Annotated in this window: 18 protein-coding genes; 8 read left to right on the top strand and 10 right to left on the bottom strand. The window is 69.9% G+C overall.

The annotated features are described in order from the left end of the window. Positions 1-153 precede the first annotated feature (153 nt). Positions 154-1,059 carry a tRNA (adenine-N1)-methyltransferase gene (locus tag ACF08M_RS15000; RefSeq protein WP_392185671.1) on the bottom strand — a complete coding sequence of 302 codons (906 nt, stop codon included), beginning with the start codon at positions 1,057-1,059 and terminating at the stop codon, positions 154-156. 50 nt (positions 1,060-1,109) lie between these two features. Further along, positions 1,110-2,360, bottom strand: a complete 1,251-nt coding sequence (locus ACF08M_RS14995; RefSeq protein WP_392185741.1) for a site-2 protease family protein — start codon at positions 2,358-2,360, stop codon at positions 1,110-1,112. A gap of 171 nt (positions 2,361-2,531) precedes the next feature. Here ACF08M_RS14995 and ACF08M_RS14990 point away from each other — a divergent pair, with 171 nt between their 5' ends. Together ACF08M_RS14990 and ACF08M_RS14985 are read left to right on the top strand one after the other, a co-directional pair. Continuing rightward, entirely contained in the window at positions 2,532-3,392 is an 861-nt protein-coding gene (locus tag ACF08M_RS14990) for a RecB family exonuclease (protein ID WP_392185740.1), read from the top strand. Positions 3,393-3,401: 9 nt separating this feature from the next. Next, on the top strand, positions 3,402-4,073 hold the full coding sequence (locus tag ACF08M_RS14985) for a response regulator (RefSeq protein WP_392185670.1): 672 nt from the start codon (positions 3,402-3,404) through the stop codon (positions 4,071-4,073). A 72-nt stretch (positions 4,074-4,145) separates the two neighbouring features. On the opposite strand, the gene ACF08M_RS14980 is transcribed toward ACF08M_RS14985, so the two are convergent. The 3 genes from ACF08M_RS14980 to metH all read right to left on the bottom strand — a co-directional run bounded on the left by ACF08M_RS14980 (position 4,146) and on the right by metH (position 10,445). Beyond that, entirely contained in the window at positions 4,146-5,747 is a 1,602-nt protein-coding gene (locus tag ACF08M_RS14980; RefSeq protein ID WP_392185669.1) for an ABC transporter substrate-binding protein, read from the bottom strand. Positions 5,748-6,110: 363 nt separating this feature from the next. After that, complete coding sequence (locus tag ACF08M_RS14975; RefSeq protein ID WP_392185668.1) at positions 6,111-6,812, bottom strand: HAD family hydrolase; 702 nt, start codon at positions 6,810-6,812, stop codon at positions 6,111-6,113. Positions 6,813-6,932: 120 nt separating this feature from the next. After that, positions 6,933-10,445, bottom strand: a complete 3,513-nt coding sequence (gene metH, locus ACF08M_RS14970) for a methionine synthase (protein ID WP_392185667.1) — start codon at positions 10,443-10,445, stop codon at positions 6,933-6,935. Between the two features lie 238 nt (positions 10,446-10,683). On the opposite strand from metH, the gene ACF08M_RS14965 reads away from it, so the two are divergent. The 5 genes from ACF08M_RS14965 to ACF08M_RS14945 all read left to right on the top strand — a co-directional run bounded on the left by ACF08M_RS14965 (position 10,684) and on the right by ACF08M_RS14945 (position 16,836). Next, the gene (locus tag ACF08M_RS14965) at positions 10,684-11,448 is read left to right on the top strand and encodes an IclR family transcriptional regulator (RefSeq protein WP_392185666.1); all 765 of its coding nucleotides are present in this window, start codon (positions 10,684-10,686) and stop codon (positions 11,446-11,448) included. 262 nt (positions 11,449-11,710) lie between these two features. Next, the gene (locus ACF08M_RS14960; protein ID WP_392185665.1) at positions 11,711-12,502 is read left to right on the top strand and encodes an MIP/aquaporin family protein; all 792 of its coding nucleotides are present in this window, start codon (positions 11,711-11,713) and stop codon (positions 12,500-12,502) included. Positions 12,503-12,592: 90 nt separating this feature from the next. Further along, complete coding sequence (gene glpK, locus ACF08M_RS14955) at positions 12,593-14,128, top strand: glycerol kinase GlpK (RefSeq protein ID WP_392185664.1); 1,536 nt, start codon at positions 12,593-12,595, stop codon at positions 14,126-14,128. 5 nt (positions 14,129-14,133) lie between these two features. Next, on the top strand, positions 14,134-15,744 hold the full coding sequence (locus tag ACF08M_RS14950) for an FAD-dependent oxidoreductase (protein ID WP_392185663.1): 1,611 nt from the start codon (positions 14,134-14,136) through the stop codon (positions 15,742-15,744). A 420-nt stretch (positions 15,745-16,164) separates the two neighbouring features. Continuing rightward, complete coding sequence (locus ACF08M_RS14945; protein ID WP_392185662.1) at positions 16,165-16,836, top strand: FadR/GntR family transcriptional regulator; 672 nt, start codon at positions 16,165-16,167, stop codon at positions 16,834-16,836. A gap of 93 nt (positions 16,837-16,929) precedes the next feature. On the opposite strand, the gene ACF08M_RS14940 is transcribed toward ACF08M_RS14945, so the two are convergent. From ACF08M_RS14940 to ACF08M_RS14920, 5 genes are all read right to left on the bottom strand, one after another. Further along, on the bottom strand, positions 16,930-17,982 hold the full coding sequence (locus tag ACF08M_RS14940; protein WP_392185661.1) for an ABC transporter permease: 1,053 nt from the start codon (positions 17,980-17,982) through the stop codon (positions 16,930-16,932). After that, entirely contained in the window at positions 17,979-19,502 is a 1,524-nt protein-coding gene (locus ACF08M_RS14935) for a sugar ABC transporter ATP-binding protein (protein WP_392185660.1), read from the bottom strand. Before ACF08M_RS14935 ends, ACF08M_RS14940 begins: the two co-directional genes overlap by 4 nt. Before the next feature lie 2 nt (positions 19,503-19,504). Continuing rightward, a complete protein-coding gene (locus ACF08M_RS14930) occupies positions 19,505-20,545 on the bottom strand; it encodes a sugar ABC transporter substrate-binding protein (RefSeq protein WP_392185659.1) in 1,041 nt (346 codons plus the stop codon). A 160-nt stretch (positions 20,546-20,705) separates the two neighbouring features. Then, positions 20,706-21,485 (bottom strand): SDR family NAD(P)-dependent oxidoreductase, encoded by a 780-nt coding sequence (locus tag ACF08M_RS14925; RefSeq protein WP_392185658.1) that lies wholly within the window; start codon positions 21,483-21,485, stop codon positions 20,706-20,708. Then, on the bottom strand, positions 21,482-22,816 hold the full coding sequence (locus ACF08M_RS14920) for an L-fuconate dehydratase (protein WP_392185657.1): 1,335 nt from the start codon (positions 22,814-22,816) through the stop codon (positions 21,482-21,484). Before ACF08M_RS14920 ends, ACF08M_RS14925 begins: the two co-directional genes overlap by 4 nt. Positions 22,817-23,071: 255 nt before the next feature. Here ACF08M_RS14920 and ACF08M_RS14915 point away from each other — a divergent pair, with 255 nt between their 5' ends. Then, positions 23,072-24,154, top strand: coding sequence for a PAC2 family protein (locus tag ACF08M_RS14915; RefSeq protein WP_392185656.1), 1,083 nt, complete (start codon positions 23,072-23,074; stop codon positions 24,152-24,154). Positions 24,155-24,302: the final 148 nt, after the last annotated feature.

The raw sequence follows: 24,302 nt of genomic DNA, 5'->3' as shown, positions 1-24,302 counted from the left end.
GGGGTTGGGGTTGCTCGATTTGGTGCTCCCGCCTTGGTGGGGGGTGTCGGTTGGGTGCGTTGTGGGTGGGCTGGTGGGGCAATCTCCGGGGGCCGCCGCCGAGTTCCCGGGTCGGTCGGGGAACTCGGCGGCGGCGCCGGTACGTTGTACGGCTCAGCCGCGGGAGGAGCCGCTCCGGCTGCCGGGACCGTCGTAGTCCTCGCCGTAGGCGCCCTTGGCGGGGCGGCGGCGGCGCAGCGGGGCCTCCACACCGTCGGCCAGGCGGCGGGCGGTGACGAGGAATCCGGTGTGGCCGATCATCCGGTGGTCCGGACGGACGGCCAGTCCCTCGACGTGCCAGTTGCGGATCATCGACTCCCAGGGCTGCGGTTCGGCGAAGCAGCCGATCTCACGGATGGACTCGACGGTCCGCGCGAGCTGGGTGGTCGTCGCGACGTACGCGCAGAGGATGCCGCCGGGGACGAGCGCCTTGGAGACGGCCTCCAGACACTCCCAGGGGGCGAGCATGTCGAGGATGACACGGTCGACGTCGGTGTCCGAGAGGTTGTCCTGGAGGTCGCCGACGGTCAGCTGCCAGGCGGGGTGGGGTTCGCCGAAGTAGCGTTCCACGTTCTGCTGGGCGATCTCGGCGAAGTCCTCGCGGCGCTCGTAGGAGTGCAGCATGCCCTGGTCGCCGATGGCGCGCAGCAGGAAGGTGGAGAGCGAGCCGGAGCCGACGCCGGCTTCCACGACGCGGGCGCCGGGGAAGATGTCGGCGAAGGCCAGGATCTGCCCCGCGTCCTTGGGGTAGACCACGGCGGCGCCGCGGGGCATGGACAGGACGTAGTCGGGGAGCAGGGGGCGCAGCGCGAGGTAGGCGACGTTTCCCGTGGTTCGGACAACACTGCCCTCGGGGGCACCGATCAGCTCGTCGTGCGGGAAAGAACCCTTGTGGGTATGGAAGTTCTTTCCGGCTTCGAGCGTGAAGGTGTAGTGGCGTCCCTTGGGATCGGTGAGCTGGACCTGGTCCCCGACCTTGAAGGGCCCGCGTCGGCGGGCGGCACCGGTCGGTTCAGACATGTGACCAGCGTACCGGTGATTCCCCGGGCCCCGACCGCGAGGCCGGGCGGTCAGGCGGTCGGCCTGGCCAGGGCCGCGACGAATGCCCGCTCGACGTCGGCGGTGGACAGCACGCCGTAGATCTCCCCGGTCTCCTCGAGGACGAGGTATTCGGTGGCGGGACTGGCCTTGAGGCGGTCCAGGAGTGCTTCGCCGGCCAGCTCGGCGGAGATCTTCATGCCTTCGGTGAGGTCCTGGGCGAGTCCGCCCACGGCAACCCAGGGGCGGCGGTGTTCGGGGACGGAGACGATGGCCGTCTCGCGGACGACGCCCTTGGGTTCGCCGTGCCCGTCGACGACGACGAGGGCGCGGGCGCCCGCTTCGTTGGCGCGGCGCAGGGCCTCGGAGAGCGGGGTGTCGGCCTCGACCGGGACGGCGCGCCGGGTGAGGGTGCGGGCGCGCAGTTCGGGGAGGTGTTCGCGCAGCCGGGCCATGCGCAGGCTGTTGCCCGCTCCGGTCCAGATGATGGCGGCGAGGATGGCGGCGAGCAGCGCGTCGGTGACGGTGTCCATGCCGCTGAGGTCCCGGGGGTTGTTCCCGAAGGAGCCGGTGTGGGTGAGCAGCGGGAGTCCGATGAGGGTGACGACGGCGAGGGCCCGGCCGACCCAGGCGGCGGCGATGGTGCCGCTCATCGGCCGGCCGGTGATCTTCCAGACGACGGCGCGGAGCATCCGTCCGCCGTCGAGCGGGAGGCCGGGCAGGAGGTTGAAGGCGGCCACCAGGAGGTTGGAGATCATCAGTCCGGCGAGGAGGACGCCGGGCACCGTGCCGGGTGCGACGAACTTCATCCCGGCGTAGAAGAGGCCGGCGAGCACCAGGGAGAGCAGCGGGCCGACGAAGGCGAGCAGGAATTCGCGGCCGGGCGTCTCGGACTCCTTCTCGATCTCGGAGACGCCGCCGAAGAACTGGAGCTGGATGCGGCGCACCGGCAGCTCGTAGCGCAGCGCGACGACGGTGTGGGCGAGTTCGTGGACGAGTACGGAGGCGTAGAAGGCGATCGCGAAGAAGAGGGAGACCAGATAGCGCGCCGCGCCGAGCTCGGGCAGTACCCGTTCGAGCTGACCGCCGAAGACCCAGGTGATCAGTGCGGCCACGACGAACCAGCTCGGTGCCACGTACACGGGCACGCCGAAGGGGCGGCCCATGAGGAGGCCGCCTCCGGGCTCTTCGGGGCGCCGCGGTTCGCCCTTGTCGGGGCCGGTGCCGGGGGGCGTTCCCCCCGTACCGGGCTGCGGCCGCCCGCTGTCGCCGCTCTCGTCCACGGGGTCCCTTCGGTCGGTGCCGTACGGCACGATCATGCAGTGTTCGAGGATGTGTGGTCGATGGTATGCCGCCCGCTGTCAGTGGCGGGCCGTAGGGTCTTCGACATGACCTCCCTGCCGCGGCCCGCTCAGCCGCCTTCGTCCCTGTCGCCGTCGCGGGCGAGCGATTTCATGCAGTGTCCTCTGCTGTACCGCTTCCGGGTCATCGACAAACTGCCGGAGAAGCCCAGCGAGGCGGCTACCCGGGGCACGCTGGTCCACGCGGTCCTGGAGCGGCTCTTCGACAACCCGGCCGCGGAACGCACGGCGGACCGGGCCACCTCGCTGATCCCCGCCCAGTGGGACCGGCTGCTGGAGTCGAAGCCGGAGCTGTCGGAGCTGTTCGCGGAGAACGCCGGGGGCGAGCGGCTGTCGCGCTGGCTCTCGGAGGTGCAGAGCCTGGTGGAGCGCTGGTTCTCGCTGGAGGATCCGACGCGTCTGGAGCCCGCCGAGCGGGAACTGTTCGTCGAGACGGAGCTGGAGTCGGGCCTGCGGCTGCGCGGGGTGATCGACCGGATCGATGTGGCGCCGACGGGCGAGGTCCGGATCGTCGACTACAAGACGGGGAAGGCGCCGCGCCCGGAGTACGCGGAGGGGGCGCTCTTCCAGATGAAATTCTACGCCCTGGTGATCTGGCGGCTGAAGGGCGTGGTGCCGCGCCGGCTCCAGCTCGTCTATCTCGGCAGCGGCGACATCATGACGTACGACCCGGTGGTGGCGGATCTGGAGCGGGTCGAACGGAAGCTGCTGGCGCTCTGGGACGCGATCCGGCTGGCCACGGAGACGGGTGAGTGGCGGCCCCGGCCGACGAAGCTGTGCGGCTGGTGCGACCACCAGTCGGTCTGTCCGGAGTTCGGTGGCACTCCCCCGGTATATCCGTTGTCCGTACGCCCGGCGGAGCCGGAGCAGGATGTCCAGGGCAGAATGGACCCGGTCCGTGCTGAGGCCGCCCGGCCTGTGGCCCTCGAAGGACCTCAACTCGACGGACCGTAAGGAGACCCTGTGGCTATCCGCGTCCTGCTGGTCGATGACCAACCGCTGCTGCGCACCGGCTTCCGGATGATTCTGGAGGCGGAGGGGGATCTCGCGGTGGTGGGCGAGGCCGGTGACGGCCTCCAGGCTCTCGACCAGGTGCGGGCGCTGCAGCCCGATGTGGTGCTGATGGACATCCGCATGCCGCGGATGGACGGCGTCGAGGCGACGCGTCAGATCACCGGTCCGGGCCGGGACGGCCCGGCGAAGGTGCTGGTGCTGACCACGTTCGATCTCGACGAGTACGTGGTGGAGGCGTTGCGCGCCGGCGCCAGCGGCTTCCTGCTGAAGGACGCTCCGGCCAATGAGCTGGTGCAGGCGATCCGTGTGGTCGCGGCGGGCGAGGCGATGCTCGCCCCGAGCATCACCCGCAGGCTGCTCGACAAGTACGCGGAGCACCTGCCGTCCGGCGAGGAGCCGATGCCGGACACCCTGCACACGCTGACGGACCGCGAGGTCGAGGTGCTGAAGCTGGTGGCACGTGGCCTGTCGAACGCGGAGATCGCCGCGGATCTGTTCGTCAGCGAGACGACGGTCAAGACGCATGTCGGCCACGTGCTGACCAAGCTCGGCCTGCGGGACCGGGTGCAGGCGGCCGTGTACGCGTACGAGAGCGGTCTGGTGCGCCCCGGCGCCCAGTGAGCGAGCCGGAAGACGGCCCCACGAGGCCCTGAACGCGGACGACGCCCCCCGGCCGGGGGGCGTCGTCCGCGTTCAGGCGGTGCCGTTGCCCAGTTCCCAGAGGTGAAGGTCGGCGGAGGAGCTGACCGCCCATTCGACGCCGGTGATGCCTTCGCGGGAAGCCGCGTACTGCTTGCCCTGCCAGATCGGCAGGAGGGGGACGTCGGCGGCGATGATGTCCTGGAGCTGCCGGAAGGTCTCGGTCGCGGCGCTTCGGTCGGACTCCCGGCGGGACTGCGGGATGAGCGTCTTCTGGGCCAGGGCCGACTTGTAGGGCGAGTTGAGGAAGTTGTTCTTGTCGAGGAACGGCGCCACGAAGTTGTCGGGGTCCGGGAAGTCGGGGAACCAGCCCATGCCGTACACGGCGTAGTCGCCGCGCAGCTGCGCGGGACGGTACTCCGCCCAGGGGGTTCCCTGGACGGTCACATCGAAGAGTCCGGTGTCGTCGAACTGCTTCTTCAGGGTGCCGAACTCGGCGGCATTACCGGCGCCGGCACGGTCGGACGGGTAGTGGAGGGTGAGCTTGACCGGGGTGTCGACGCCTGCGGCGTCCAGGATCTTTGCGGCCTTGGCGGTGCTGGGATCCCCGTACTTGTCGTAGAACGAGTTGGAGTGCGCGGTGATGCCGGACGGGATCAGCGAGTACAGCGGCTCGGCCGTGGTGCCGTACACCTTGCCCGCGATCTCACCGCGGTCGATGATCTGGGCCATGGCCTGGCGGACGGCCTTGTTCTTCACGGCCGGGTCGTTGGTGTTGAAGCCCAGGAAATGGATGGCGAGGCCGGGCGTCTCGGTGAGCTTGATGTCGTCCCTGGGATTTTCGAGCATCTGCCGGGACTTTTCGGGCGACATGGTGCGGGCCATCATGTCGATCTTCTTGTCGTCGAAGGCCTTGTCCATGGCCGCCGGGTCGGAGAAGACGTCCAGCTCGACCTTCTTGTTCTGCACCTTCAGGTCCCCCTTGTAGAGGGGATTCCTGGTGAAGACGAACTTGACGACCTCGTTGTGCTCGACTTCCGGCTTCATCGTGTACGGGCCGGAGCCGTCCACCTGGAATCCGGTGCGCGCGGACTTCGCGTCGTACTTGCTCCGCGGCACGATCCCGGCGACCGGGGTGGCGAGCTTGTACGGGAACGTGGCGTCGGGCGTGCGGAGATGGAAGACGACCTCCCGATCACCCCGCGTCTCGACGGTGTCGATGTTGGCGAGCAGGGCGACGGGGCCGTTGTCGGCAGCGATGCGGATGACGCGGTCGATGGAGTACTTCACGTCGTCGGCGCTGATCGCCGTGCCGTCGGAGAACTTCAGTCCGCCTCGCAGCTTGCAGCGGTAGCTCTCGTTCTGGGTGTCGGTGAAGGTGCAGCTCTCCGCCGCTTCGGGAACCGGCTCGCCGCCGCCGCGCGGCAGATGCATCAGCGTCTGCACAGTCTGCCGGAGAACGTTCCAGACGCCCGTTTCGTAGCCGATGGCGGGATCGAGGGGGGCGGGACCTTCCTTGGAGGCGACGAACTGGTCCGTGGTGCCGACAACGATGGCGTCCCTGCCATCGCCCCCGTCCCCCGACGCGCCGCAGGCGGCGAGTACGGGCGCCAGCAGGCCGACGACGGCCGGCAGCACCAGAGTCTTGCGGTTCATTGTGGACGCTCTCCCTCATCCGGCATTGAGAGAGCGACATTAGTGCGCGCCGTCGGCACGGCCGGACCCGAGTCGCCCCGATGCGTAATCGGACAGTGATGGGAATTACCGGCGAGCCGTTTTCCCTGGTCGGGAAGGTTTCGCACGAGAAGCCCTCAACCGGGACACTTCGACATCCCAAAGCGGTCATCTCGTGCGATCTCGAAGAGACAGCGATCGCGATTCGAGTGACAAAGGTCACGCCCGAGCCTGCTTTCCCTCTGCCGCGGGCCGGGCTTGCACACACGCACACACGACAGAAGGTGCACCGTCTCGCGCCGAGAGCTTTTCGGTTCATTCACAGAAACACTCTCGGTGTGCGGATCACCGCATTCCCGTGACCAGGCCGCGGAGGAACGCGAGATCGACTTCTTCGAGCGACCGTACGACCACGCGACCGGACGCGGGGGCGATGGGCGCGACGGACGGTACGGCGACCACCCGGCAGCCCGCGGCCTCCGCGGCCGCGACACCGGTCGCGGTGTCCTCGATGACCGCGCAGCGCTCGGGCTCCGCCCCGAAGCCGGACGCGGCGGTGAGATAGGGCTCCGGGTGCGGCTTCGTACGGGCGACCTCGTCGCCCGCGACGGTGAGGGAGAAGTGATGGTGGCCGACCGAATCCAGCACCCGGTCGATGATCCGCCGGTGCGAGGCGGAGACCAGAGCGGTGGGAATCTCGTGCCGGGCCAGTTCGGCCAGCAGCCGTGCCGCGCCCGGCATCAGCGGCACACCGCGGCCGATGCGCTCCTCGAAGCGGTCGTTGAGCAGCACGGTGAGTTCGGCGAGGGTGATGTCCGCGCCGGTGACCTCCATGAGGTAGCCGGCGCTGCGGGTCATCGGCCCGCCGACCACCACGTCCCGCCAGGCCTCGTCGAGCTGGTGCCCGAGCGCGGCGAAGACCTCCACCTCGGCGTCCCACCAGAAGCCCTCGGTGTCGACGAGAGTGCCGTCCATGTCGAGCAGGACGGCCTGCAGGGCGGCGCCTTCGGCCGTGCGGGTCATGGACGCGGGAACCGTACTGGTCATCCGGCACACCTTCCGTGAGGGACGAGAAGGCCGGCCGCCTTTTCCCGTGGGAAGGACGACCGGCCTGCACTGGACCGACCAGTGTACGACTTGACCTGCTACGGCGCGTTGAACGCGGTCTTACCGCGCGTTGAAGTACTTCGCCTCCGGGTGATGGATGACGATCGCGTCGGTGGACTGCTCCGGGTGCAGCTGGAACTCCTCCGAGAGATGCACGCCGATCCGCTCCGGCTGGAGCAGCTCGGCGATCTTCGCCCGGTCCTCCAGTTCGGGGCAGGCGCCGTAGCCGAGGGAGAAGCGCGCGCCGCGGTACTTCAGCGCGAACATGTCCTCGACATCGGCGGGGTCCTCGCCGCCGAAACCGAGCTCGGAGCGGACCCGGGCGTGCCAGTACTCGGCAAGGGCCTCGGCCAGCTGCACGGACAGGCCGTGCAGCTCCAGGTAGTCGCGGTAGGAGTTGGCCTCGAAGAGCTTGGCGGTCTCGCCGCCGATCTTCGAGCCGACGGTGACGACCTGGAGGCCGATCACATCCGTCTCGCCGGATTCCTCGGGGCGGAAGAAGTCCGCGAGGCAGAGGCGTCGGCCGCGGCGCTGGCGCGGGAAGGTGAAGCGGGTGCGCTCGGCGCCGTCCTCGTGGAGCAGGATCAGGTCGTCGCCCTTGGAGACGCAGGGGAAGTAGCCGTAGACGACGGCGGCTTCCAGCAGGTTCTCGGTGTGGAGCTTGTCGAGCCAGCCGCGCAGGTGCGGGCGGCCCTCGGTCTCCACCAGCTCCTCGTACGTCGGCCCGTCACCGGCGCGGGACTGCTTGAGACCCCACTGCCCCTTGAAGAGCGCGCCCTCGTCCAGCCAGGACGCGTACTCCTTGAGCTGGATGCCCTTGACGACCCGGGTGCCCCAGAACGGAGGCTCGGGGACCGGGTTGTCGACGGCGACGTCGGAGCGGACGCCCTCCTCCGGCTCGTCGACCTCCAGGACCGCGGTGTCGCGCCTGGGCACGCGGCGCTGCTTGAGCTCCGGGAGGGCGGCGCCGGGGACACCGCGCTTGACCGCGACCAGGGCGTCCATCAGGCGCAGCCCCTCGAACGCGTCGCGGGCGTAGCGGACCTCGCCCTCGTAGATCTCGTGGAGGTCCTGCTCGACGTAGGCGCGGGTGAGCGCGGCGCCGCCGAGGATCACCGGGTATTCGGCGGCCAGCTTGCGCTGGTTCAGCTCCTCCAGGTTCTCCTTCATGATCACGGTGGACTTCACCAGGAGACCGGACATGCCGATGACGTCCGCACGGTGCTCCTGGGCGGCGTCCAGGATCGCGGAGACCGGCTGCTTGATGCCGAGATTGACCACGTTGAACCCGTTGTTGGACAGGATGATGTCGACGAGGTTCTTGCCGATGTCGTGCACGTCGCCACGGACCGTGGCCAGCACGATCGTGCCCTTGCCCTCGGCGTCGGACTTCTCCATGTGCGGCTCCAGATGGGCCACCGCGGTCTTCATGACCTCGGCGGACTGGAGCACGAACGGCAGCTGCATCTGACCGGAGCCGAAGAGTTCGCCGACGACCTTCATGCCCTCCAGGAGGGTGTCGTTGACGATGTCGAGGGCGGGGCGGGTCTGCAGGGCCTCGTCGAGGTCGGTCTCCAGGCCGTTCTTCTCGCCGTCGATGATGCGGCGCTGGAGGCGCTCGTCGAGCGGCAGGGCGAGGAGTTCCTCGGCCTTGCCGGCCTTCATCGACTTCGTGCTGACGCCCTCGAACAACTCCATCAGCCTCTGCAGGGGGTCGTAGCCCTCGGCGCGGCGGTCGTGGATGAGGTCGAGCGCGACCTTCACCTGCTCCTCGTCGAGGCGCGCGATCGGAAGGATCTTGGAGGCGTGCACGATCGCGGAGTCGAGGCCGGCCTTGACGCACTCGTCGAGGAAGACGGAGTTCAGGACGACCCGGGCGGCCGGGTTGAGGCCGAAGGAGATGTTGGACAGGCCGAGCGTGGTCTGGACGTCGGGGTGGCGCTTCTTCAGCTCGCGGATGGCCCCGATGGTGGCGATGCCGTCGCCCCGGGACTCCTCCTGGCCGGTGCAGATCGTGAACGTCAGGGTGTCGATGAGGATGTCCGACTCGCGGATGCCCCAGTTGCCTGTCAGGTCCTCGATCAGCCGCTCGGCGACGGCGACCTTGTGCTCGACGGTACGGGCCTGTCCCTCCTCGTCGATGGTCAGGGCGATCAGTGCGGCGCCGTGCTCGACCGCCAGCGCGGTGACCTTGGCGAACCGCGACTCGGGGCCGTCCCCGTCCTCGTAGTTGACGGAGTTGAGGACGGCCCGGCCGCCGAGTTTCTCCAGGCCGGCGCGCAGGACCGGCACCTCGGTGGAGTCCAGCACGATCGGGAGAGTGGAGGCGGTGGCGAAACGTCCCGCCAGCTCCTCCATGTCGGCGACGCCGTCCCGGCCGACGTAGTCCACGCAGAGGTCGAGCATGTGCGCGCCCTCGCGGATCTGGTCGCGCGCCATCTCCACGCAGTCGTCCCAGCGGGCCTCCAGCATCGCCTCGCGGAACTTCTTCGATCCGTTGGCGTTCGTACGCTCGCCGATCGCCAGGTAGGAGGTGTCCTGGCGGAACGGGACGGTCTGGTACAGGGAGGCGGCGCCCGGCTCGGGACGGGGCGCGCGGGAGGTGATCGCGGAGCCTCGGACACGCTCGACGAGCTGCCGCAGGTGCTCGGGGGTCGTACCGCAGCAGCCGCCGACCAGCGAGAGGCCGTACTCCTGGACGAACGTCTCCTGGGCGTCGGCGAGCCCCTCGGGACCGAGCGGGAAGTGCGCCCCGTCCTTGGTGAGCACCGGCAGTCCGGCATTCGGCATGCAGAGCAACGGGATACGGGAGTGGCGCGTGAGGTAGCGCAGGTGCTCGCTCATCTCGGCGGGGCCGGTCGAGCAGTTCAGACCGATCATGTCGACGCCGAGCGGTTCCAGCGCGGTCAGCGCGGCCCCGATCTCGGAGCCGAGCAGCATGGTTCCGGTGGTCTCGAACGCCAGCGAACACAGCACCAGGAGGTCGCTGCCCATCGCCTCCAGGGCGCGCCGCGCGCCCAGTACGGCGGCCTTGGTCTGCAGCAGGTCCTGCGTCGTCTCGATGATGAGCGCGTCCGCGCCGCCGGCGATCAGCCCCTCGGCGTTCTGCTGGAAGCCGTCCCGCAGCACGGTGTAGGGGGCGTGCCCCAGCGTGGGCAGCTTCGTACCCGGGCCCATGGAGCCGAGCACCCAGCGCTGCTGTCCGGTGGACGCGGTGAACGCGTCGGCGGCCTCGCGGGCGATGCGCGCGCCCGACTCGGAGAGCTCGTGGATGCGCTCGGCGATGTCGTACTCGCCCAGGGCGGAGGCGTTGGCCCCGAAGGTGTTCGTCTCCACGCAGTCCACGCCGACGGCGAAATACTCCTCGTGCACGGAGCGCACGATGTCGGGGCGCGTGACGTTCAGGATCTCGTTGCAGCCTTCGAGGTTCTGGAAGTCCTCAAGGCTGGGGTCCTGCGCCTGGAGCATGGTGCCCATGGCGCCGTCGGCCACCACCACCCGGGTGGCGAGTGCCTCGCGGAGGGCTTCGGCTCGGTTCCGGCTGTCGGCGGAAGGGGTCGGCGACGGGGCCATGGATGTACTCCCTGGGATGCGACGGCTGTCGGCTTTGCGTCTTCGGTGGAAGGCGCACCAGGCCAGCGTAGCCGGGCGGCGCCCGGGGCCGTCACTCCGTCCCACGGAACGGACGGCATGCTGTGCGGGGGATGTCCGGATCGGAGTGGTGCGGCGGTTTTCCTGTGTGATCGCGCACGGGTCGGCATCGACCGATAGTGTTCAGCATTGTCGAACCACAGTGGAGGAGTACGGCGCGATGGCCAAGAACATCCAGTCGCTGGAGCGGGCGGCGGCGATGCTGCGCCTGCTGGCAGGCGGCGAGCGTCGACTGGGGCTGTCCGACATCGCCTCCTCACTGGGCCTGGCCAAGGGCACCGCACACGGCATCCTGCGCACGCTCCAGCACGAGGGCTTCGTCGAGCAGGACGCGGCGTCCGGCCGCTATCAGCTGGGCGCCGAGCTGCTGCGTCTGGGCAACAGCTACCTGGACGTCCACGAACTGCGGGCGCGCGCGCTCGTCTGGACGGACGACCTGGCCCGTTCCAGCGGCGAGAGCACCCATCTGGGCGTCCTGCACCAGCAGGGCGTCCTCATCGTCCACCACGTCTTCCGCCCCGACGACAGCCGGCAAGTGCTGGAGGTCGGGGCCATGCAGCCACTGCACTCGACGGCCCTGGGCAAGGTGCTCTCGGCGTACGACCCGGTGGCGCACACCGAGGCCCTGGAGGCCGAGCGGCGGCCCTTCACCCCGCGCACCGTCACCGACACGGAGGAGTTCGAGGCGATGCTCGATCGGATCCGGGCCCGCGGCTGGGCGGCCGACGTGGAGGAGACCTGGGAGGGCGTGGCCGCGGTGGCCGCCCCGATCCACGACCGGCGGCGGATGCCGGTCGGGGCGGTGGCCGTGACCGGCGCGGTGGAGCGGGTCTGCGCGGCCGGGGAGCTGCGCCCCGAGCTGATCGCGGCGGTACGGGACTGCGCCCGCGCGGTCTCCAGGGATCTGGGCGCCCGGCCCTTCTGACCGCCCCGGCCTGCGATCGCCACCGGCGGCGCGGCACGACGGGCCACCGGTAACGATCGAGTTATGGGCCACACAACCCTTGACGCGTGATTCACCGAGGGGAAGCATTGCCGTTCATCGGTCGGCATTGTCGAACAGCTAACGGAATTTCGCGTTAAGGTGTGACAGCGCCAAGGGCCGGAAAACGACCTCACATGAGGGCGCGGACCACCGGAGGGACCCGGGGTTCGGCTTCCCTGGACGAAGGACAAAGGAGTCGCGGGTGTCCAGCTCCGACATCTTCATCGGCGAGACCATAGGTACCGCCGTACTCATCCTGCTCGGCGGCGGTGTCTGTGCCGCCGTCACTCTCAAGCGCTCCAAGGCGCAGAACGCGGGCTGGCTCGCCATCACCTTCGGGTGGGGTTTCGCCGTGCTGACCGGCGCGTATCTGGCCGGTGGCGTTTCCGGCGCGCACCTCAATCCGGCGGTCACGATCGGTCTCGCGATCGAGGGCGGCACCAAGTGGAGCGACGTACCGCTGTACCTCGGCTCCCAGCTGTTCGGCGCGATGATCGGCGCGGTGCTGGTCTGGCTGGCGTACTACGGGCAGTTCCGGGCGCATCTCACAGATCCGGAGATCGTGGGCGCCCAGCCGGGTGAAAAGGCCATGGCCGACCAGGTCTCGGACCCCGAGGCCGGACCGGTGCTGGGCATCTTCTCCACCGGCCCCGAGATCCGGCACGCGGTGCAGAACCTCGTCACCGAGATCATCGCCACCGTCGTGCTCGTCCTGGCGATCCTCACCCAGGGCCTGAACAACGACGGCAACGGCCTCGGCACGCTCGGCGCGATGGTCACCGCTCTGGTCGTCGTCGGCATCGGTCTCTCGCTCGGCGGGCCGACGGGTTACGCGATCAACCCGGCTCGCGACCTCGGCCCGCGTATCGTGCACGCGCTGCTGCCGCTGCCGAACAAGGGCGGCTCCGACTGGGGCTACGCGTGGATCCCGGTGGTCGGACCGCTCGTCGGCGGCGCGATCGCGGGCGGGCTCTACAACGTCGCCTTCGCCTGAGAGCCTGTCGGGCGACCTCTGAGCCGCGACGCACAGCGTGACCTACCGAGCCGCAATCCTCACGACCACACAGACTTCCGGGAGCACACCGTGACCGACGCACACACCACCGGCCCGTTCATCGCGGCCATCGACCAGGGCACCACCTCCAGCCGCTGCATCGTCTTCGACAAGGACGGCCGGATCGTCTCCGTCGACCAGAAGGAGCACGAGCAGATCTTCCCGAAGCCGGGCTGGGTCGAGCACAACGCGACCGAGATCTGGGAGAACGTCCAGGAGGTCGTGGCGGGCGCCGTGGTCAAGGCGGGCATCACCGCCGCCGATGTGAAGGCCATCGGCATCACCAACCAGCGCGAGACCACGCTGCTCTGGGACAAGAACACCGGCGAGCCCGTCCACAACGCCCTCGTCTGGCAGGACACCCGCACCGACGCGCTCTGCAAGGAGCTCGGCCGCAACGTGGGCCAGGACCGCTTCCGCCGCGAGACCGGCCTGCCGCTCGCCTCGTACTTCGCCGGTCCCAAGGTCCGCTGGCTGCTCGACAACGTCGAGGGCCTGCGCGAGCGCGCCGAGCGCGGCGACATCCTCTTCGGCACCATGGACTCCTGGGTCATCTGGAACCTGACCGGCGGCACGAACGGCGGCGTCCACGTCACCGACGTCACCAACGCCTCGCGCACCCTCCTGATGAACCTGCACACCATGGCGTGGGACGACAAGATCCTCGCGTCCATGGAGATCCCGGCGGCCGTGCTGCCCGAGATCCGCTCCTCCGCCGAGGTGTACGGCACCGCGAAGGGCGGCGTCCTGGACGGTGTCCCGGTCGCCTCCGCGCTCGGCGACCAGCAGGCGGCCCTCTTCGGCCAGACCTGTTTCTCCGAGGGCGAGGCCAAGTCCACGTACGGCACCGGCACCTTCATGCTGATGAACACCGGCGAGACGCCGGTCAACTCGTACAACGGACTCCTGACGACCGTCGGGTACCGGATCGGCGATCAGAAGCCGGTCTACGCCCTGGAAGGCTCCATCGCCGTCACCGGCTCCCTGGTGCAGTGGATGCGCGACCAGATGGGTCTGATCAAGTCCGCGGCCGAGATCGAGACGCTGGCCTCGTCGGTCGAGGACAACGGCGGTGCGTACTTCGTGCCCGCCTTCTCCGGTCTGTTCGCCCCGTACTGGCGCTCCGACGCCCGCGGCGTCATCGCCGGTCTGACCAGGTACGTCACCAAGGCGCACATCGCCCGTGCCGTCCTGGAGGCCACCGCCTGGCAGACCCGCGAGATCACCGACGCCATGACGAAGGACTCCGGCGTCGAGCTCGCCGCCCTGAAGGTCGACGGCGGCATGACCTCCAACAACTTGCTGATGCAGACGCTCGCCGACTTCCTGGACGCACCCGTGGTGCGGCCCATGGTCGCCGAGACGACCTGCCTCGGCGCCGCCTACGCCGCCGGTCTCGCCGTCGGCTTCTGGCCGGACACCGACGCGCTGCGCGCCAACTGGCGCCGGGCCGCCGAGTGGACACCCCGCATGGACGCGGACACCCGCGACCGCGAGTACAAGAGCTGGCTCAAGGCTGTGAAGCGTTCCATGGGCTGGCTCGACGAGAACACTGCCGAGGAGTAATCACCATGACCACCCTGCAGAGCGTCCCGGCACTCGGGACACACCCGGCCTCCGGTTCCCTTCCGAGCCGTGCCGAGACTCGGGAGCAGCTGTCCAAGGCTGCGTACGACCTCCTGGTGATCGGTGGCGGCATCCTGGGCATCTCCACCGCCTGGCACGCCGCGCAGTCCGGGCTGCGGGTGGCCCTGGTGGACGCCGGCGACTTCGCCGGCGCCACCTCCTCCGCCTCCTCCAAGCTGCTCCACGGCGGCCTGCGCTATCTGCAGACCGGTGCGGTGAAGCTGGTCGCGGAGAACCACTTCGAACGCCGTGCGGTGTCCCGTCAGGTGGCTCCGCACTTGGCCAATCCGCTCACCTTCTACCTGCCGGTCTACAAGGGCGGCCCGCACGGCGCGGCCAAGCTCGGCGCGGGCGTGTTCGCGTACTCGGCACTCTCCGCGTTCGGTGACGGGGTCGGGCACGTGATCAGCCCGGCGAGGGCGCGGCGCGACGTACCGGAGCTGCGTACGGACAATCTGAAGGCCGTCGCGGTCTACGGCGACGACCAGATGAACGACGCCCGCATGGCGCTGATGACGGTCCGCGCGGCCGTCGACGCGGGTGCGGTCGTCCTGAACCACGCGGCGGTGACCGGGCTGCGGTTCACCCGGGGCCGGGTGACGGGCGCCGACCTGGAGGACCGTACGGACGGTACGGAGTTCGGCGTCAACGCCCGTCTCGTGCTGAACGCCACCGGCCCGTGGGTCGATCACCTGCGCAGGATGGAGGACGCCGGCGCGGCGCCTTCGATACGCCTGTCCAAGGGCGCGCATCTGGTGCTCAAGCGGACGCGTCCGTGGAACGCCGCGCTGGCCACACCGATCGACAAGTACCGGATCACGTTCGCCCTGCCGTGGGAGGACATGCTCCTGCTCGGTACGACGGACGAGGAGTACGAGGGCGATCCGGCGGACGTCGCGGTCAACGAGAAGGACACCGCGCAGATCCTGGACGAGGCCGCGTTCTCCATCAGGGACCAGCAGCTTTCGCGCGATCTGATCACGTACTCCTTCGCGGGACTGCGAGTGCTGCCCGGCGGGCCGGGCGACACCTCCAAGGCCAAGCGCGAGACGGTCGTGACGGAGGGCCGCGGCGGGATGCTGTCGGTCGCGGGCGGCAAGTGGACGACGTTCCGTCACATCGGCCGTACGGTGATGAACAAGCTGGCCGCGCTCCCCGGTCACCCCCTGGCAAACGACATGGAGCCGATCGCGCACCTGCCGAAGAAGCTCCCGCTGCCCGGCATCGCCAACCCGAACGCGGTGGCGCACCGGCTGCTGATCGACGGCGGTACGCCCGGTCCGCGGATGGCGGCCGACACGGCCCGCCACCTCGCCACCCACTACGGCTCGCTCTCCTTCGACATCGCGCGGCTGGCGAACGAGAACCCGGCACTGGCCGAGCGCATCCACCCGGACGCGCCGGAGATCTGGGCGCAGGTCGCCTACGCGCGTGATCACGAGTGGGCCGAGACGGCGGACGACGTGCTGCGTCGCCGGACGACGCTGACGATCCGGGGCCTGGCGACGGACGAGATCCGGGCCGGCGTCGAGACCATGCTCGGCGACCGGAGCTGACGGCACCGGACGCATCGGGCGGGGCGGCTCCCACACGGGGGCCGCCCCGCCCGTATGTCCGGGAGACCTCGGCCCGGATGTCCCGGAGACCTCGGTCCGGTGAGCGCGCCACACGGTGGCCATACGCGTGCCGTACGACGCGGGGGCAGTTGAACCATGAAGCTCTCCGCGCTTTCCCTCATCGGCCACGCCCCGGACCCGCTGACCGGTCGGCGCCCCTCCCCCGCCGGGCGGTTGGCCGGACATCGTCCCCGTGGTACGGCGCGAGGCGCCGCCCGCGCTCCGGGACCGGCCCCGCCCGGCGCGGCTGCCGCGCGCCCTGGACGGCCTTCGGCAGACCTGGCTCATCCGCCTTCTCGGCCCGCATCATGAGAAGATACATCGGATGTCTGATTCCCGTCCGGATCCAGGAGGACCGTCATGGCTGTCACCGACGAGGCGATCGAGAAGATCAAGGAAATGATCGTCTCGGGTGCGCTCCGGCCCGGCGACCGGCTCCCCAAGGAGAGCGAACTCGCGGCTGAGCTGGGGCTCTCCCGCAACTCCCTCCGGGAGGCGGTGCGCGCCCTGTCCCTGATCCGCATCCTCGACGTGCGCCAGGGTGACGGCACGTATGTGACCAGCCTCGACCCGCAGTTGCTGCTGGAGGCGCTGAGCTTCGTGGTGGACTTCCACCGCGACGACACGGTGCTCGAATTCCTGGCGGTCCGACGGATCCTGGAACCGGCCGCGACGGCGATGGCGGCCACCCGGATCAGCGAGACCCAACTGGACGCGCTGAGCTCGCAGCTGGACGCGCTGGGCGCGCAGCCCTCGGTGGAGGAACTGGTCGCCTGCGATCTGGAGTTCCACCGAGGGATCGTGCAGTCCTCCGGGAACTCGGTGCTCTGTTCGCTGCTCGACGGGCTGTCGGGGCCGACGACCCGGGCACGGGTCTGGCGCGGACTGACGCAGGAGGACGCGGTGAGCCGCACGCTCCACGAGCACCGGGCGATCGTGTCGGCGCTGCGGGACCGGGACGCGGAGGCCGCACGGGCATGGGCGACGGTGCACGTGGCGAGCGTGGAGCAGTGGCTGCGGTCGACGCTGTAGTGCGGGGCCCTGGGCTCCGCGCCGGACTCCGCGCCGCGCAACGCCGGTGGGGCCGACAGGTATCGGCCCCACCGGCGTCGCGGGATCAGGGGGTCAGTCCTGCTTCTCGCCGCTCGCGAAGCGGGAGATCACCAGGGCGACGATGATGATCGCGCCGTTGAGGAACTGGTTCCACAGCGCCGGTACACCGCCGAGGGTCATGACATTGACCACCAGCTGGAGCGTCAGTACGCCGGTCAGCGCGCCGAACAGGGTGCCGCGCCCGCCCTTGAGGCTGATGCCGCCGATGACCGCCGCGGCGAACACCTGGAAGATCCAGCCGTTGCCCTGCGTCGCCGCGACCGATCCGTAGTGGCCGGTGTAGAGGATGCCCGCGAAGGCCGCCAGCAGACCACCGATGGCGAGCACGATCCAGGTGACCCGGTCCACCCGGATTCCCGCGGCGCGCGCGGCCTCCGGGTTGCCTCCGATCGCGTACAGCGAGCGCCCGTGGCGCAGCCAGGCCAGTGCGGCGCCGCCGACGGCGAACAGGGCCAGGCAGATCCAGACGGCGGCCGGTGCGCCGAACCACTCGCTCTTGCCGAGGTAGCGGAAGGACTCCGGCACGTCGGTGATGGACTTGCCCTCGGTGATGCCGATGTGGAGGCCGCGCAGCATGGTGAGCATGCCGAGCGTGGCGATGAAGCCGTTGACCCGCAGCTTCAGCATCAGGAAGCCGTTGACCGCGCCGATGGCCAGACCCACCAGCAGACAGAGCGGGATCGCCGACCAGGCGGGCAGCAGGCCGAGTCCCGCGAAGCGGCCGCCCTCGGTGGGCAGGACGAGCCACATCGCGACGACCGGCGCGATACCGATCGTCGACTCCAGCGAGAGGTCCATCCGTCCGCAGATCAGGATCAGCGCCTGGCCAAGGACCAGCAGGCTCAGCTCGGAGGACTGCTGGACGACGCTGATCAGGTTCTCGGAGGTCAGGAACACCGGCGAGACGATGAACCCGATCACCATCAGCACCAGGATCACCGGTACCAGGGAGAAGTCGCTCCACCGGATCAGCTTCAGCCGGTCCAGCGGGCTCTCGCCCGTCGGGGAGCCCTTCGGCCCGCCGTCGATGCCGTCGGCCGCGGCGGGCCGTACCGTGCCGGTCATTCCCTCTCCCCCACACCTTCCATGGCGGCGACGAGTTCCCCGTCGCTCCACCCGCTTGCGAACGTCGCGACCACGCGCCCGTGGAACAGCGCGAGCACCCGGTCACAGACCCGTAGATCATCCAGTTCGTCCGAGATGATCACCGCGGCGTTCCCCTCGTCGGCGACCCGCCGTACGACTGAGAGCAGCGAGTCCTTGGATTTGATGTCCACGCCCGCGGTGGGCCGGACCGCCACCAGCACGCTCGGCTCACGGGCCAGCGCGCGGGCCACCACCACCTTCTGCTGGTTTCCGCCGGAGAGCCCGGAGACGGGCTGCTCGGGCCCCTGGGTCTTGATGTCCAGCGAGGCGATCACCGACCGTGCGAACTCCCTTGTACGGGAGGGCAGTACGGTCCCCCACGGGCCGAGCTGGTCGGTGACCGTGAGGGTGGCGTTCTCGGCGACGCTGCGTTCCGGTACGAGGCCCTGGTCGTGCCGGTCCTCGGGGATGTAGCCGATCCCGGCGTCCAGCGCGTGCGGCACGCTGCCGGAGCGCACGGTCCTGCCGTGGACGGAGACCGTGCCGCCACCCGCCCTGCGCATTCCGGCCAGCGTCTCGCCCACGGCCGTGTTGCCGCTGGCCGCGGAACCGGCCAGGCCGAGCACCTCGCCGGGGCGGACCTCCAGGTCCAGGGGGTCGAACTGGCCCTCCAGAGTGAGCCCTTCGGTGCGCAGGACGGGGGCGGCCGACTCGTCCCGTGCCGTCGCACCGGCACCGCCCGCGTGCCAGGCGGTGGCGCCGGCGGACTGTTCGCCGGTCATCGCCGCCACCAGTTCCGCCTTGTCGATGCCGGCGACCGGGGCGGTGAGCACATGGCGGGCGTCGCGGTACACGGTGACCGCCGTGCACAGTTCGTACACCTCCTGCAGATGATGGGAGATGAAGAGGAACGCCACTTTCTGGCTCTGCAGTTCCCTGAGCTTGTCGAAGAGCCGCCCGATGCCGCGGGCGTCGAGCTGGGCGGTCGGCTCGTCCAGGACGATCAGCCGGGCGCCGAAGGACAGCGCACGGGCGATCTCGACGAACTGCCGCTGTTCGACGGCGAGATCGCGCGCCCGGGCGCCGGGGTCGACCTGGACGCCGTACTCGGCGAGGAGCCCCTCGGCCCGCTTGCGGAGCTTCCCCCAGCTGATCCAGCGGGCCTTGTCGTCGAAGCGGTTGAGGAAGAGGTTCTCGGCGACGGTCAGATCGGGCACGACCATGGACTTCTGGTAGACGCAGGCGATCTTCGACTGCCAGGCCGCGGTGTCCCCGAAGGCGGGCGCGGGCTGCCCGCCGAACATGACCGTGCCCGCGTCCGGCTTGTGGAGTCCGGTCAGAACGCTGACCAGTGTCGACTTGCCGGCGCCGTTGCGGCCGACGAGGGCGTGGGACTCACCGGTCCGCACGGTGAGCCGGACCCCGTCGAGCGCCACGGTGGGCCCGAAGCGTTTGACGACGCCTTCCGCCTGTACGGCGGGTGGTGGTGCCTGGTCCATGGCTAGCTCTTCTTCTCCAGCTGGTTGGCCCACAGCTTCGGGTCGTCGACGTTGTCCTTGGTCACCAGCGGCGCGGGGAGCTGGTCCTCGAAGCCGTTCGGGATCTTGATGATGTTCGAGTCGTGGTCGGTGGGGCCTTCCTTGAAGGTCTTGCCGTCCAGGGCCGCCTTCGCGTAGTACAGCGCGTACTTCGCGTACAGGTCGGCGGGCTGGGAGATCGTCGCGTCGATCTTCCCGGCCTTGATGGCGTCGAACTCCTCCGGGATGCCGTCGTTGGAGATGATCGTGATGTGGCCCGGGGCACCGGCCGGCTTCAGCAGCTTCTTCTGCTCCAGGAGCGCGAGGGTGGGCTGCAGGAAGACACCACCGGCCTGCATGTAGATCCCGTTGATGTCGGGGTTGGCGGCCAGGGTGGCCTGGAGCTTGGCCGAGGCGACGTCGCCCTTCCAGTCGGTGGCCAGCTCGAAGACCTTGATGCCGGGGAAGTCCTTCTCCATGCAGGCCTTGAACGCCTCGGACCGGTCACGGCCGTTGATCGAGGAGAGATCGCCCTGGAACTCGACGACCTTGCCCCTGCCCTTCAGCTGTTCGCCGAGGTACTTGCAGGCGTTGGTCCCGTACGCCTTGTTGTCGGCCCGCACCACCATGTAGATGCTGCCCTTGTCGGGGCGGGTGTCGACGCTGATGACGGGGATCTTCTTCTCGTTCAGCGTGTTGAGCGACTCGGCGATCGCACCGGTGTCCTGAGGCGCCATCACGACGGCCTTGGCACCCTGGTCGGTGAAGGTCTGGACGTTGGCGACCAGCTTGCCGATGTCGTTCTGCGAGTTGGTCAGCGGCAGCGCCTTGACCTCTCCCGCCTCGACCCCCTTCTCCACATAGTTCTGGTACGAGTTCCAGAAGTCGCTGTCGCTGCGCGGCAGGTCGATCCCGACCTTCCCGCCGCCCGCGCCGTCGGCGGTGGACTCGCGGTTGCAGCCCGCGAGGGCGGTGACGGCCAGCAGTACGGCGCAGACCGCCGCACTCGTCGTACGCACTCTCATTGGTGTCCCAATCCTCTGTGGAGTACCGGCTCGGAGCTCTGCGGGCAGAGCGGGGGTGCGTGGTGCCCGGGGGCGCGGCCCGGTGGTACGGCTCGGTGGTACGGCTCGGGCCCGTCCGGCGGATCGGGGCCGGACAGGCCCCGGGGCCGTGCGTTCCGGATCAGCTGTCGGCGGGTCGCAGACGCAGACCCTGCATGCCGCCGTCGACGGCGAGCGCCGTACCGGTGACGGAGGCGGCGGCCGGACTCGCGAGGTAGACGATCGCGGCGGCCACCTCGTCGGCCGAGACCAGTCGTCCCAGCGGCTGGCGGGCGTTGAGCGCGGCGCGTTCGGCCGCCGGGTCGTCGGCCTGGTCCAGCAGCCGCCCGACCCACGGGGTGTCCGCGGTACCCGGGTTGACGCAGTTGACCCGGATGCCCTCGCGGACGTGGTCGGCGGCCATCGCCAGGGTCAGCGAGAGGACCGCGCCCTTGCTCGCGCTGTACAGGGCGCGCTGCGGCAGTCCGGCGGTCGCGGCGATCGAACAGGTCTGGGTGATCGAGACGGCGCCGGGGCGGCCGGCCACCGCTCGCCGCAGATGGGGCAGGGCGTGCCGGGCGGTGCGGACCAGGCCGAGGACGTTGATGTCCAGGACCCGGGCCCACTCCTCGTCGGCGTTGTCCTCGACGGTGCCGATGGAACCGATGCCCGCGTTGGACACCACGGTGTGCAGGCCGCCCAGTTCGCCGGCGGCCCGGTCCACCGCCTCGCGCACGGCGTCGTCGTCGGTGACGTCCGCCGTGACGGCCAGGACGCCCGCCGGGGCGCCCGCGGTCTCCCGGTCGAGCACGGCCACCTGTGCGCCGCGCGCCAGCAGCATGGTCGCGACGGCGGCGCCGATGCCGGAGGCCCCGCCCGTCACCAGGGCGTTCATCCCCTCGAATTCGCTTGTGCCGGTCATCGGTCAGCCTCCTCGGTGGTGCGGCGGGCCTGCCATACGGGGCCCTCCGGATAGCGGTGTGCGGCGATCGACTCGGGGAGCATCCGGGCGGAGAAGCCCGGTGAACCCGGCGCGGCATAACGGCCGTTCTCGATCACGGTGGGATCGGCGAAGTGTTCGTGGAGATGGTCCACGTACTCGATCACGCGGTTCTCCCAGCTGCCGGAGACCGCCACGTAATCGAACATCGAGAGGTGCTGCACCAGCTCGCACAGCCCGACTCCGCCCGCGTGCGGGCAGACCGGTACGCCGTACTTGGCGGCGAGCAGCAGGATGGCGAGATTCTCGTTGACGCCCGCGACCCGGGCCGCGTCGATCTGGACGAAGTCGACGGCTCCGGCCTGCAACAGCTGTTTGAAGACGACCCGGTTGGCGACATGTTCGCCGGTGGCGACCTTGACCGGCTGCCCGGCTCGGACGGCCGCGTGGCCGAGGACGTCGTCGGGGCTGGTCGGTTCCTCGATCCAGTGCGGGTCGTACGGCGCGAGCGCCGTCATCCACTCGACCGCGTCGGCGACGTCCCAGCGCTGGTTGGCGTCGACGGCGATCCGGACGTCGGGCCCCACGGCCTCCCGGGCCAGAGCGAGTCTGCGTACGTCGTCGGCGAGGCTGCCGCCGACCTTCAGCTTGATCTGGGTGAAGCCGTCGGCGACGGCCTCCTTCGCGAGCCTGACCAGCTTGTCGTCGGTGTATCCCAGCCAGCCCGGTGAGGTGGTGTACGCCGGGTAGCCCTCCGCGCGCAGCCGCTCGGCGCGCTCGGCCCGTCCCGGTTCGGCGGCCCGCAGGATCGCGAGGGCCTCGTCGGGAGTGAGGGCGTCGCTGAGGTAGCGGAAGTCGACGAGCGAGACGATCTCCTCGGGCGTCATCCCGGCGAGGAACTGCCAGACGGGCCTGCCCGCCTGCTTCGCCGCCAGGTCCCAGGCGGCGTTGACGACCGCACCGGCCGCCATGTGCATCACGCCCTTCTCGGGCCCGAGCCAGCGCAGTTGGGAATCGTGGGTGAGTTCACGGTGCAGTAGGGCGAGGTCGGCCGCGGTGCGGGGCGCCGGGCGCCCCACCAGGTACGGGCGCAGGGCCTCGATGGCGGCGGCCATCACCTCGTTGCCGCGCCCGATGGTGAAGCAGAAGCCATGTCCCTCGGCCACGGCACCGTTGTCACGGGGCCCGGTACGCAGTACCACGTAGGCGGCCGAGTAATCGGGATCGGGGTTCATGGCGTCCGAGCCGTCCAGTTGTTCCGAGGTCGGGAAACGGATGTCGTGGACCTCGAAATCCGTGACGGTCTGACTCATGTGCGCCCCCAGGGGAATAACATCGGACCTCTGTTCTGGTCATCCGATGTATAGCGCCAAGAAGGCCCCAACGTCCAGGGTTGGAGCGAAATCGAACGACACAGCTCGGATGTATCCATAGACTGATGCCCTGATTCGACCGGTGATGCACCCCCGTGGCCCAGGTTCACCCAGCTGTGCACAGGGGCTGCGGCGAGAGTGGCCGGAAGCCGTAAGGTTGGTGCGTACGCAAGGGAACTTCGGAAGGAGGCCTGGGTGATCGAGCTCGAGGGGGTTCCCGAGCTGATCGACCCGGTCATGGTGGCCGCGTTCGAGGGATGGAACGACGCGGGTGACGCCGCCTCCACGGCGGTCGCTCACCTGGACCGGGAGTGGAAGGGCGAGGTGTTCGCGGCGCTGGACGCCGAGGACTACTACGACTTCCAGGTCAACCGGCCCACGATCTGGCTGGACGGCGGGGTGCGCAAGATCACCTGGCCGACCACCCGGCTCTCCGTGGTGCGCGTCGGCGGGGAGAAGCCCCGCGATCTCGTCCTGGTCCGCGGTATCGAACCGTCCATGCGCTGGCGCTCGTTCTGCAACGAGATCCTGGCCTTCGCCCATGAGCTCGGTGTGGAAATGGTGGTGATCCTGGGCGCACTGCTCGGTGACACCCCGCACACCCGCCCGGTGCCGGTCAGTGGAGTCACCTCCGACCCCGATCTGGCGCGGACCATGGACCTGGAGGAGACCAGGTACGAGGGTCCGACGGGCATCGTCGGCATCCTCCAGGAGGCCTGCACGCACGCGGGCGTGCCCGCGGTGAGCCTGTGGGCGGCGGTGCCGCACTATGTGTCGCAGCCGCCCAACCCGAAGGCCACCCTCGCCCTGCTCAACCGCCTGGAGGACCTCCTCGGTCTGCGCATCCCGCTGGGCGAACTGCCCGAGGACGCGCGTGCCTGGCAGCTCGGCGTGGACCAACTGGCCGCCGAGGACAGCGAAGTGGCGGAGTATGTGCAGACGCTGGAGGAGGCCCGGGACACGGCGGAGCTTCCCGAGGCGAGCGGCGAGGCCATCGCCCGGGAGTTCGAGCGCTATCTGCGCCGCAGGGACGTCGGCCCGGGCCAGACGCCCGGCGGGCATGCGACCGAGAGCGGCGACGGGTCGTACCTGCGCGACACCTCCAGCGGCCGCACCCGTCCGCCGAAGCCGCTCCGGCCGGAGAGCGGCGGCGGCCCGGGGCCCGGCTCGCAGCCCACGAACGGCCCCGGCCGGCAGCCACCGGCCGACGAGGGGAACGGGGCCGGCGGCGACAGCGACGGCCCGCGGGATTCGTCGGAGGACTCCTCGGAGGACTGAGAGCCTGTCGGGTGGCCTCTGATACGACCGGTGGAGCGCCGGGGGGGGGGGGGGGGCCCCCCCCCCGGGGGGGGGGGGGGCGCCGGGGGGGGGGGCGGGGGTTGGTTGTAAAACCCGCCCCGCCCCATCAAGTTATTGTGGGGGGGGC

Source organism: Streptomyces sp. NPDC015032 (genome assembly GCF_043080425.1).
Taxonomy (GTDB): Bacteria; Actinomycetota; Actinomycetes; order Streptomycetales; family Streptomycetaceae; genus Streptomyces.
This window is presented reverse-complemented; position numbering and strand designations above follow the sequence as displayed.